We start from the raw sequence: 10,380 nt of genomic DNA on the forward strand, positions 1-10,380 counted from the left end.
GTTGGCGGGATAGTTGCGTCCAGCAGAAGTCTCATCTCGCTTCCCCCAAAAGTTTGCGACAGAACCTTGGCGGTTTCATTAATGTTGCAATTCGCCGTAACCAGCGTCTCGTGTATCTTGTCCCACGCCATCAAGGAAGCCGCTCGACTTCATAAACTTGGCAGAGATCCTATTATGGCTGGTACTAACTGATATAATAAAAATCACCCCATATTAAATGCAGCTAGAAAGCGATCTACAGCGCGGGTGATCGCCTCGGTCGGGTCATCCGGGCAAGGCACCTGATAGATGTGCTGTCGGATTCCGATATAGACGATCCCACCATGCAGATTCCAAAGATCTTCCATCTGGGGAACATCTGGCCCAGTCGCAGTGTTCTGCATCTGCGCCAGCAGCGGGGCGAGGATCACCCTTCCCAGATGGTCCAGATAACGCCGGTTCAGAGCGGCCCCCGCAAGGCCTGAGAACATGAAAATCCGCATCCATTCGTATTGGAAGATCAGCTTGCTGTAGGATTCGTAAAACGTCAGGACACGGTCGCGTATCGGCTGACGAGAATCCGTTAAGAAGGCGGGCCAGTCGTCGGACAGACGGTTCAGGTAAACGTGTTCGTAGACCGCCTCCAGCAGATCGGACTTGCTGGCGAAATAGTTGAACAGCAAGGATTGTGTCACACCCAGCCGCTTGGCGAGATCGCGTGTATTCCCGTCAAGCCCGACGTCGGCAAAGAAGGTTACCGCGCCCTCTACGATCTGTCGCCGCCGCTCTTCCGGCGGTAGGCGGCGACGGTCTGGCGGATATGGGTGTTCGGTGGGTGTCATGGACTATCCCATACTGCCTCGGACTGAAATTATCACTTGCAAAGTTACGCGAATAGTTGATCGTAAGATCAATAAGGTTGATCACTTGATCAATTGTCGCACTGGAGGGCGCGACGTCAATGGGGGAGGGATGCGATGAAAGCATCGGTTGGCGGCTATGCCCGTGCCACGGACTTGCGCCATGCGTTGGATCTGCTTGCCGCGAGCGATGGCATGGGGCGTGTGCTGGCAGGGGGGCAAAGCCTGATCGCCGCGCTAAACATGCGGCTAAGTTCTGGCGACTTGCTGATCGATATCAACTCCATTGACGCGCTGAAAGGTGTGTCGCTGGACGGCAACCGCCTGCGCATCGGAGCCCTGACCCGTCACGCCGAAATCGCGAACGATCCGCTGGTGGCTCAGCATGCCCCCTTGCTGCGCAAAGCAACGGACCTGATCGCCCACGCCGCTATACGCAATCGCGGCACCATCGGCGGAGCGCTGGCCCACGCTGACCCGGCGGCGGAGTTTCCGGCCTGCATCCTCGCACTCGACGCCACGATCCATGTGGAAGGGCCCGACGGACCGCGCGACATTCCCGCTAGCGATTTCTTCGTCGATGTGTTTGTGACGACGATCAACGATGGCGAAATCCTGACCGCGATCAGCCTGCCGATGGCCGAGGCGGAGGAACGTCAGGTGATCCATGAACTCGCCCGCCGGTCCGGCGATTACGCGCTTGCGGGAGTGTGTCTTGTTCGCCGTGCGGCGGGGCACCGGATCGTCTGCATCTCTGTGGGCCCGAGGCCAGAGCTAGCCACAGCGGCGATGGCGCGACTGGACGCAGGCGATACGGATGGTGCCGTTGCGGCCCTGCGCGATGCGCTCGACCCGCCGTCCGATACGCAGGCGACGGCTGCCTACCGCCGCCATCTGGTTGGTGTTCTGCTGCACCGTGCCATCGCAGACCTGAATGGAGAGACCGCATGACCGCCGCCTTCAGCGACCGCATAGACATTGCCCTGACCGTGAACGGAGAATCTGTAGAGGCCCGCGTACCTGCGGGGCGGCATCTGGTCGATTTCCTAAGACTGGACCTCGGGCTCACCGGAGCCCATACCAGTTGCGAACACGGCGTTTGTGGCGCCTGCACTGTGCGGGTCGACGGGCAGGCTGTACGTGGCTGCCTGATGTTGGCGGCCCAAGCCGACGGGGCAGAGGTCTGGACCATCGAAGGCCTCAGCGATACCGGTGCCGTGGCCGACCTGCAGGCGGCCTTCGTTGCGCGCAATGCGCTGCAGTGCGGGTTCTGCACGCCGGGAATGTTGGTCGCTGCCGCCGATCTGCTGGCCGTGGGCGGCGTGCCGGACCGCGCCACCATCCGCGAACATCTGTCGGGCAACTATTGCCGCTGCACGGGATATGAGGCGATCATCGACGCGATACAGACGGTTGCGCTCGCCCGCAGCGAGAAGGGCGTGGCATGAACTCCCCATTCGGCAACCCCGACCGGCCCAATAGCTACATCGGCAAGACGGTGCCGCGCCCGAATGCGGCGCGTCTGGTACAGGGGCGCGGATCCTATGTTGACGACTTGGTGCTGCCGCGCATGGTGCACGTCGTCTTTGTCCGCAGCCCCCATGCCCATGCCCGGATCAGGGGGATCGACGCAGATACGGCGCTGGAGGTCAAGGGGGTGTTGCGGGTCTTTACGGGCGCGGACATCGCCGAAGTTTGCACGCCGTGGGTCGGTGTCCTGGCGCACCTCAAGGGGCTGAAATCGCCGCCCGAACATGCGTTGGCTGTCGATCGTGCCTGCTGGGTCGGCGAACCCGTCGTGGCTGTGGTCGCAACGACACGCGCCGCAGCAGAGGATGGTGCGGCGTTGGTCGAGGTGGACTATGATTCACTGCCCGAGGTCACCGACATGATGACCGCACTCGAACCAGGCACACCCGTTCTGCACACCGACATGGGCGATAACCTTGCCTTTCAGCGGTTGCACGACGAAGGCGACGTGGATGCAGCCTTTGCCAACGCCCACACCGTCATCGCGGCGCATTTCCAGACCGGGCGGCATACGGGCGTCACGCTGGAACCTCGCTCGATCCTCGTCGACTGGAATCCGGGCGAGGGTCAGATGACCGCGTGGCATGCAACCCAGGCGCCCCACATGATCCAGGTCGTGTTGGCCGAACACCTTGGCCTGCCGGAATCGCGGGTGCGGGTGATCTGCGGTGACGTGGGCGGGTCCTACGGCATCAAGGTCCATATCTATCCAGACGAGATTGCGACCGCCGCGATTGCCAAGATCATGGCGCGCCCCGTCAAGTTCATCGCGGATCGTCTGGAAAGCTTCACCACCGATATCCACGCCCGTGACCATGAAATCTGGGGCCGTATCGCGGTGACCGAGGATGGCAAGATCCTTGCCTTCGACATTGACGACTGGACGGCGATCGGGGCCTATTCAGTCTATCCGCGCACTTCGGCGATCGAGGGCAATCAGGTCGTGAACCTTTGCGGCGGACCCTACGACTTTAAGAATTACCGCGCCAAGACGACCGTGGTGTTCCAGAACAAGACGCCGACCAGCCAGTATCGCGCCGTGGGACACCCCATCGCCGTGACCGTGACCGAAGGTCTGGTAGACATGGCCGCCGCCGCCCTCGGGATGGATCCGGTGGAGATTCGCCGCCGGAACCTCTTTGCGGATGATGCTTATCCCGCCGTCTCGCCCGCCAAGATGCGGTTTGAGGGGCTGTCGCATCACGCCAGCCTCACGAAGCTGGTCGAGCTTATGGATTACGAGGCGCTGCGTGCGGATCAGGCCGAAGCAAAGTCGCGGGGCGTGGTGCGGGGTATCGGTATCGCCAGCTTCATCGAACTGACCAACCCGTCGCCCTTCATGTATGGCATCGGCGGGGCGCGCATTTCGGCGCAGGACGGTTGCACCGTGCGGATGGATCCGGACGGCAGCATCGTGGCCGCGTCATCCGTCACCGAGCAGGGGCAGGGGACCGAAGCGATGCTGTCCCAGATCGTCGCTGAAGGTGTGGGCGTCCTGCCTGGTCAGGTCCGCATCATCACCGGCGATACCCAGTCCACCCCCTACGGTGGCGGTACATGGGCGTCGCGTGGCGCCGGCATCGGTGGAGAGGCCGCCTTGCTGGCCGCCCGCGCTCTGCGTGGTGCCATACTGGAGGTAGCAGGCGCGATGCTGCAATGCCCCTCCGGCACGCTGGACATCCGCGATGGTGCCGTCGTCAACATGGCCGACGGCACCGACCGGATGCCGTTGTCTGAACTGGGCCGAATCGTCTATTTCCGCGGCGATACCCTGCCCAAGGGGCTGCCGCGTGAATTGGTGCAGACCCGCCATTACACGCCCGCTGACTATCCCTTTGCCTTCACCAACGGCGTTCAGGCGTCCTATGTTGAGGTCGACACGGACACTGGTGCCGTCAAGCTGCTGAAGCATTGGTGCGTCGAGGATTGCGGCCGCATCATCAACCCGCAGCTGGTCGACGAACAGATCCGCGGCGGCATCGTACAGGGGCTGGGTGCCGCGCTGTTTGAGGAACTGCATTACGACGCCGAAGGCCAACTGCTGAACGGCTCTATGGCCGACTATCTCGTGCCGATGGCCGGAGAAATGCCGGACATGATCATCGCCCACGTCGAGACGCCGACGCTGGAAAGTGAACTGGGGGCCAAGGGGGCAGGAGAGGCCGGGACCGCCGGTGCCGCTGCGGCGGTGATGAACGCGATCAACGACGCGCTGCGGCCGTTCGGGGGGGAGGTGATGGCAATGCCGTTCACACCGGAACGGGTGCTGCGCGGACTTGGCATGCTAAAGGACTGAACCGGGCCGATGGGCCCATAAGGGAGGAAAATAATGACGATTAGGACACTTTTCGCCACGACCGCACTGACGCTTCTGGCTGGCACGGCGGCATGGGCGCAGGAAAGCATCACCGTCAACATCGGGTCCAGTCACCCGGAAGCGAATATCTGGGTCTACGCGATGAAGAACGCGTTTCAGCCCGAGGTGGACCGCATCCTTGCGGAAGCTGGCGAATACCAAATCAACTGGAACGAGGCCTACGGCGGCACGCTATATAAATTCACCGATACCCGCGCCGCAGTCAGCGATGGGATTGTTGACGTTGGCATGGTCGGCACTGTCTGGGAAGGGGCAGCGATGCCGCTGCAGAACGTGACGTACTTCACGCCCTTCGCGACCGAGGACCACAAGCTGCTGATCAAAATCTTTGACGATCTGTCGGCAAATCTGCCCGAGCTGCACGACAGCTGGAGTGCGCAGAACATGGTGCCACTGTCGTCGCTGATCACCGATAGCTATGACATCTACGCTAATTTCCAGATCAACACGATGGAAGACCTGCAGAACCGCAAGCTGAACGCACCGGGCACGTCCGCTAACTGGCTGCAGGGCACAGGGGCCACGCCCGTCGATGGCGCGCTCACGACCTATTACACCAACATCCAGACCGGCGTGACTGAGGGCACGCTGTCCTTCGCCTCCGGCATCCTGCCGACCCGTGTCTACGAGGTCGCGCCTGACCTGACCCGCGTTGGCATCGGGTCGATGTATTTCGGCGCGATCGCCGCGAACATGGACTTCTACGACGGCCTGCCCGCTCCGGTACAAGAGGCGTTCATGGCGGCTGCCAAGGTCACCTCAACTGCGCACGGCGACTATGTAACCGAGTTGGCGACCAAGGCGATGACCGACATGCAGGCCGCGGGCCTGCAGGTGCATGAGTTGTCGGCTGAGGAAAAAGCCAAATGGGTCGATGGTCTGCCCGATATCGTCTCTCCTTGGCTGGACCAGACGGGCGAGGCCGGGAAGGTCGTGCTGGCCGCCTACTTCAAGGCGCTGCGCGACAATGGCGTGACACCGGGCCGCGACTGGGACGCCGGGCGCTGAAACGGCAAGCACGACGCATCGGCCCGTCTGAGCGGGCGGGCCGATGTTACAAGGGGGCAGGGGCACACATGGCGGACGATATCGAAATCAAAGCTGATGATGGCACGGTGCCGCCCTTTGCGACGGCCCCGGTGGGCGCCGTGCTGGGGAACGCTGCCAATGCCCTGTCTGCCATCGGCACGGTCTGGATCGGGCTGATGATGGTTATGATCGTGGTAGACGTGATCGGGCGCAACCTCTTTAACGCGCCGGTCACCGGCGTGGCAGAGATCGCGGGCCGGTCCGTCGTCGCAATCGTGTTTCTGCAAATCGCCGCCGCGGTGATGCAGGGCCGCCTGACCCGCGCGGATTTTCTGATCCGCCGTATCCAGCGGGCCAGCCCCGGGATGGCACGGTTCCTTGATACGCTGTTTGCGTTGGTCGGTGCGCTGGTGTTTGCGATGATCCTCTTGGCCTCATGGCCAAACATGATGGAGGCCTGGACGACGGCCGATTTCTTTGGCGTCCAAGGCGTCTTTACCATTCCGACCTTTCCGTTCCGCGTCATCACCGTGATCGGCTGCAGCATGGCGCTACTGGCCTGCCTCTACCGTGCCACGATCACGTGGCGGACCCCGAACGGAGCGGCGGCATGACCACCCTGACCATCGGTTTTCTGCTGATCGCCCTGTTGGTTGGCCTTGTCCTGCTGGGGCTGCAGATCGCCTACGCGCTGCTTGCCGTGGGATTTCTTGGCATCTGGATCATCAGGGGGAACATCGACCTCGCCTTCCGCATGATGGAGCTGACAGCCTACAGCGGCATCGCGGACTACCTCTTTGCAACGATCCCGCTGTTTGTGCTGATGGGGCTGCTCGTCAGCGTGTCGAACGTCGGACGCGACACCTTCGAAGTGGCAGAGGAACTGCTGCGCCGCGTGTTGTGTGGTCTCGGCGTGGCAACCGTCGCAGCCAACACGATTTTTGCTGCAGTGACCGGCGTGTCCATTGCCTCCGCCGCCGTCTTCACCCGCGTCGCGGTGCCCGAGATGACCCGCCACGGCTATCGTGCGTCCTTTGCGGCTGGCACCGTCGCCGGCAGTTCCGTGCTGGGGATGCTGATCCCGCCCAGCCTGCTGCTCATCATCTATGGCGTGCTGGCCGAAGTCTCGATCGGCGGCATGTTCATCGCTGGGCTGATCCCCGGTATGCTGCTCGCCGTCGGTTTCGTTGTGATGTTGATGGGGGTCTCGGCGCTGTTTCCGGGCTTCGTTTATACCGACCCCGCAGCGGCCCGCGCCAAGCGGCTGGACCGCGACGGTCCCAAGATGTCGCTCGGCAGCATGCTGGCGAAACTCGTGCCCATCGCGCTGCTTGTGCTGCTGGTCCTTGGTGGCCTCTATTCAGGCTTCTTCACCCCGACCGAGGCGGGCGGCATCGGCGCCTTCGGTGCGCTAATCATCGCGCTGGTTCGGCGCAGTCTGGGGGGCGGCAAAATGTGGCAGGTGATGAAGCAGACGGGCGCGATCTCGGTCGCGATCCTCGTGCTGCTGATCGCCGCCAGTTATTATTCACGGATGCTGTCCATTGCGGGCCTGCCGAATGCCATCGCCGATCTGGTTCAGGCCGGGGGATTTTCGCCATTGGGATTTCTCTGCGTCTATTCCGTCGTCATCCTTCTTATGGGCATGATCCTCGACAGCACCTCGATACTGCTGATCATGGTGCCGATTGCGGCACCCATCGCCCAAGGGCTTGGGATCGACCTGAGTCATTTCGGCATCATCACGGTGCTTGCAGTGGAAATCGGACTGCTGACGCCGCCCTTCGGGATCTCTGTCTTCACTGTCCACAACACGCTGAACGATCCGAACGTGACCGTCGAGCAGATCTTCGCCGCGACACTACCGTTCATCGGCGTCATGATGGTCGTATTGCTCGTCGTCGCACTGGTGCCTGGCACGGCAACAGCTTTGCTGTGAGCGAGGCATCGGTGCAATCATCACATTGCGTGGCGCAAGTCGAACCTGATTTTAGTGGCGGTTGATGCATTGATGCTCCTATGGGCTTTGCCAGGTTATTTTGGCCTGCCGTGAGCAAGTTGCTGCAAAACGATTATTCCGTTGAAAAACTCGCCGCAGTAGCCGCGTTGAATAGCTCACGAGATTGAGCGCGCGTTGCCTCGCATCTCTTCAGCAGCCGATTTGTGGTGGCGGCAGGAGCTTTGCGAGCTTGCGGAGGTTCTGGGCGGTGGCTGCGAGGTGAAATTCGTCGCGTGCGCCGAGAGGTCCGCGTAATCGAAGACGCTTCAGGCCCAGGATCCGCTTTAGATGGGCGAACAGCATTTCAACCTTCTTTCGCAGCTTACAGGAGATCGCGTATTGTGTGGTCCGGGCGATCGCACGGGCCCCATCGCGGGATGGCTCGTAAATAGATCTGAGCACCTTGCGGGCAGGCGCTTTAGGACAACAACGTGTCTTCAATTCACAGGCATCGCAGTCGCCCTTTCTGGCTCTGTAGCGGATCATGCCATGCTCGTCCACGTTCTGCTCTCTGGCCTTCGTGAAGGCCTGCCGGTTTTGCTTCAGCTCCTTACCGCCCGGACAGGTGTAGGTGTCCTGCTCGGCATCATAGCTGAAGTCCGCACGTTCGAAAGTGCCATCCCGGCGCCCCGAGTTGTCTAACACAGGGATATGCGGCGCGATCCCGCGCTTCTGATCCAGCCAGTCCAGCATCTCGCCCGTGCCGTAGGCGGTGTCCGCTGCCCGGCAGTGCATCGCGCAGCGATGTCACGAGAGAGGGCGATCAGCCGTTCGGGCTTGAGGCCGAAACTGTCGCTCACACTGTCGATCATCGTGCGCTGGATTGCAGCGCTTCGTCTCTATGCAGTCCGCAACCCGCAATCGTTTCTCCGTACCAGCCCGCCATCGTTCCGCTCTCACCATCCGCTACCATCGTCTCGAAGCATTCGAGGCGTGGAAAAACGCGGCAAATGTCGCTTGAACAACCACGGCATGCCGACTTGCAAACTTGGCGAGTTAACGTGACAACGCCATTTCCCGAGATCCACGTCGATCGCTATCGGCTCAGGGTGAATCCCGCCGCATGACCGCGGTGATCGTGCCAATGGCATGTTCGGATGGAATGTCCGACCGCAACTACGGCCTTGACGTCACCCAGATCCTTGATGGAGGCGACGCGCGGCAAATGCTGACAGGCTTCTGTTCCATCGCCCCGTGCTGAAACCGTTTGCGGTTGTGCACACGAATGCCGCCGCTCTGACGGAACGGACATGGTTCGACAAGTCCGTTTGGAAAAGGTCTTCGAAGAACACTTCAAGCTGGCAGCGCCGGGTTTCTTGCAATATGTCGCATGGGCCTGACATTTTGAGCGACAACACTTCCAACGGAATACCCATCATGAGAAACCCGAAAGAGAACGATTTCAACGGTCGCCGCAGCGCTGCTGCCGATGCAAAGGCTGCCCTGCTTCAATCACACCGCGCCGCTAAGGAAGCCGCCGAACCGACCCGCATTGCACGGCAGGAAGAACGTCTGGCGATGGCCGCGGCCAAGGAGGCACGACAAACGAAGCGAGCACGGATAAAACTCGAAGAGCAGGAGCGTGTTCAAACTGATGCTTTGGCAGCCGATGTTGCAGCCAAAGCCGAGGCGGAAACGCGCGAGAAGTTTCAAAAAGACCGTAGCTCTCGCGTCGTTGATGATGAAGCCGCCCAAAAAGCCGAGCGCGACCGGCGCTACGCCGACCGAAAAGCGAGAAAGCGGTAACGGTCAGGCCACTATACGATAGCAACGTCCCCGCCCGTCCACCTTTTCGGAGATGATGGTCAGCCCGAGCTCTTTCTTTAGCGCCCCAGCCATCACGCCCTCTACCGTGTGTGGTCGCCATTCCAAGGCGATCACGATCTCCTTAATTGTTGCGACGCCCTCGGCCCCAGGCGAATCGCGTTTGGAACTGAAGGCGTGAACGGTCGCTCTTGCCTGTGAGGGCAAGATGGATTCTGAACTGGGGATTACGTTCACGGAGTCCTCATCATCATGCAGATTTTTCTATCGGGTTTCGACGAGGCGTTGTTGCAGGGACCCCCACTCCACTGGTATTGGCTGCTGTCTGCCTTCTTGAGAAGGCTATAAATGCCGCACAAATTCAACGGGTGTTGTCACATTAACTGGCCAGAGGTTGCTGGTTCAATGATCTGGGCGTAGGCGGTATAGATGCAGACACAGAGGATCAGCTACAAGCGCCACCGCTTTCAGCCTCAGATCATCGCTCACGTTGTCTGGCTCTACATCCGGTTCAACTTGAGCCTGCGCGAGGTCGAGGAGCTGAGGCTGGAATGTGGCTTGGATGTTTCGTATGAGACGATCCGGCGCTGGATCGTCAAGTTCTGCCCCCTGATTGCGCGCAACCTGCGGCGACGCCAGCCGCGCCTTGGCAATGTCTGGCATCTGGAAGAAGTCGTTGTGAAGATCGCGGGCCGGTCATACTGGCTCTGGCGCGCAATCGACCAACACAGCGTTGTTCTTGAGGAAATCCTCCAATCGAGGCGAAACAAGCGTAACCGCACCGTTGTGGCCGCCTGCCTGATTTCCGGATGATTTGCTAAGACACGTGTTTAACGACGTCG

9 protein-coding genes and 3 pseudogenes are annotated in these 10,380 nt (G+C 60.9%); 9 read left to right on the top strand and 3 right to left on the bottom strand.

From position 1 onward, the window contains the following. Nucleotides 1–203 precede the first annotated feature (203 nt). On the bottom strand, nt 204–821 hold the full coding sequence (locus tag P775_RS06970; RefSeq protein WP_099910308.1) for a TetR/AcrR family transcriptional regulator: 618 nt from the start codon (nt 819–821) through the stop codon (nt 204–206). Between the two features lie 135 nt (nt 822–956). Between P775_RS06970 and P775_RS06975 the strand changes: the two genes are divergently transcribed. The 6 genes from P775_RS06975 to P775_RS07000 all read left to right on the top strand — a co-directional run bounded on the left by P775_RS06975 (nt 957) and on the right by P775_RS07000 (nt 7,714). Next, on the top strand, nt 957–1,790 hold the full coding sequence (locus P775_RS06975; RefSeq protein ID WP_099910309.1) for an FAD binding domain-containing protein: 834 nt from the start codon (nt 957–959) through the stop codon (nt 1,788–1,790). Beyond that, nucleotides 1,787–2,287, top strand: coding sequence for a (2Fe-2S)-binding protein (locus P775_RS06980; RefSeq protein WP_099910310.1), 501 nt, complete (start codon nt 1,787–1,789; stop codon nt 2,285–2,287). Before P775_RS06975 ends, P775_RS06980 begins: the two co-directional genes overlap by 4 nt. Beyond that, nucleotides 2,284–4,665, top strand: coding sequence for a xanthine dehydrogenase family protein molybdopterin-binding subunit (locus tag P775_RS06985; protein ID WP_099910311.1), 2,382 nt, complete (start codon nt 2,284–2,286; stop codon nt 4,663–4,665). The genes P775_RS06980 and P775_RS06985 overlap by 4 nt, the downstream gene beginning before the upstream one ends. A gap of 33 nt (nt 4,666–4,698) precedes the next feature. Further along, complete coding sequence (locus P775_RS06990) at nt 4,699–5,754, top strand: C4-dicarboxylate TRAP transporter substrate-binding protein (RefSeq protein ID WP_099910312.1); 1,056 nt, start codon at nt 4,699–4,701, stop codon at nt 5,752–5,754. Nucleotides 5,755–5,822: 68 nt separating this feature from the next. Next, nucleotides 5,823–6,389 (top strand): TRAP transporter small permease subunit, encoded by a 567-nt coding sequence (locus P775_RS06995; RefSeq protein WP_099910313.1) that lies wholly within the window; start codon nt 5,823–5,825, stop codon nt 6,387–6,389. Then, a complete protein-coding gene (locus tag P775_RS07000; protein ID WP_099910314.1) occupies nt 6,386–7,714 on the top strand; it encodes a TRAP transporter large permease in 1,329 nt (442 codons plus the stop codon). The genes P775_RS06995 and P775_RS07000 overlap by 4 nt, the downstream gene beginning before the upstream one ends. A gap of 210 nt (nt 7,715–7,924) precedes the next feature. On the opposite strand, the pseudogene P775_RS07005 reads toward P775_RS07000, so the two are convergent. Beyond that, nucleotides 7,925–8,592: pseudogene (locus P775_RS07005) on the bottom strand (transposase); the annotation flags it as partial. On the opposite strand from P775_RS07005, the pseudogene P775_RS29780 reads away from it, so the two are divergent. Then, nucleotides 8,586–8,735: pseudogene (locus tag P775_RS29780) on the top strand (IS6 family transposase); the annotation flags it as partial. The pseudogenes P775_RS07005 and P775_RS29780 overlap by 7 nt on opposite strands. A 416-nt stretch (nt 8,736–9,151) precedes the next feature. Further along, nucleotides 9,152–9,520 (top strand): DUF6481 family protein, encoded by a 369-nt coding sequence (locus tag P775_RS07015; RefSeq protein ID WP_099910315.1) that lies wholly within the window; start codon nt 9,152–9,154, stop codon nt 9,518–9,520. A gap of 3 nt (nt 9,521–9,523) precedes the next feature. Here P775_RS07015 and P775_RS29565 read toward each other — a convergent pair whose 3' ends face one another. Beyond that, nucleotides 9,524–9,775, bottom strand: coding sequence for a DUF3489 domain-containing protein (locus tag P775_RS29565; protein WP_342749640.1), 252 nt, complete (start codon nt 9,773–9,775; stop codon nt 9,524–9,526). Nucleotides 9,776–9,967: 192 nt separating this feature from the next. Between P775_RS29565 and P775_RS07025 the strand changes: the two are divergent. Next, nucleotides 9,968–10,312 (top strand): annotated as a pseudogene (locus P775_RS07025) (IS6 family transposase); the annotation flags it as partial. Between the last annotated feature and the right edge of the window lie 68 nt (nt 10,313–10,380).

The organism is Puniceibacterium antarcticum (assembly GCF_002760615.1).
GTDB lineage: Bacteria > Pseudomonadota > Alphaproteobacteria > Rhodobacterales > Rhodobacteraceae > Puniceibacterium > Puniceibacterium antarcticum.

Bases quoted from the DNA above. Each gene is read 5' to 3' on its own strand.
- P775_RS06970 (WP_099910308.1), bottom strand. From the start codon at position 821: ATGACACCCACCGAACACCCATATCCGCCAGACCGTCGCCGCCTACCG.
- P775_RS06975 (WP_099910309.1), top strand. From the start codon at position 957: ATGAAAGCATCGGTTGGCGGCTATGCCCGTGCCACGGACTTGCGCCAT.
- P775_RS06980 (WP_099910310.1), top strand. From the start codon at position 1,787: ATGACCGCCGCCTTCAGCGACCGCATAGACATTGCCCTGACCGTGAAC.
- P775_RS06985 (WP_099910311.1), top strand. From the start codon at position 2,284: ATGAACTCCCCATTCGGCAACCCCGACCGGCCCAATAGCTACATCGGC.
- P775_RS06990 (WP_099910312.1), top strand. From the start codon at position 4,699: ATGACGATTAGGACACTTTTCGCCACGACCGCACTGACGCTTCTGGCT.
- P775_RS06995 (WP_099910313.1), top strand. From the start codon at position 5,823: ATGGCGGACGATATCGAAATCAAAGCTGATGATGGCACGGTGCCGCCC.
- P775_RS07000 (WP_099910314.1), top strand. From the start codon at position 6,386: ATGACCACCCTGACCATCGGTTTTCTGCTGATCGCCCTGTTGGTTGGC.
- P775_RS07015 (WP_099910315.1), top strand. From the start codon at position 9,152: ATGAGAAACCCGAAAGAGAACGATTTCAACGGTCGCCGCAGCGCTGCT.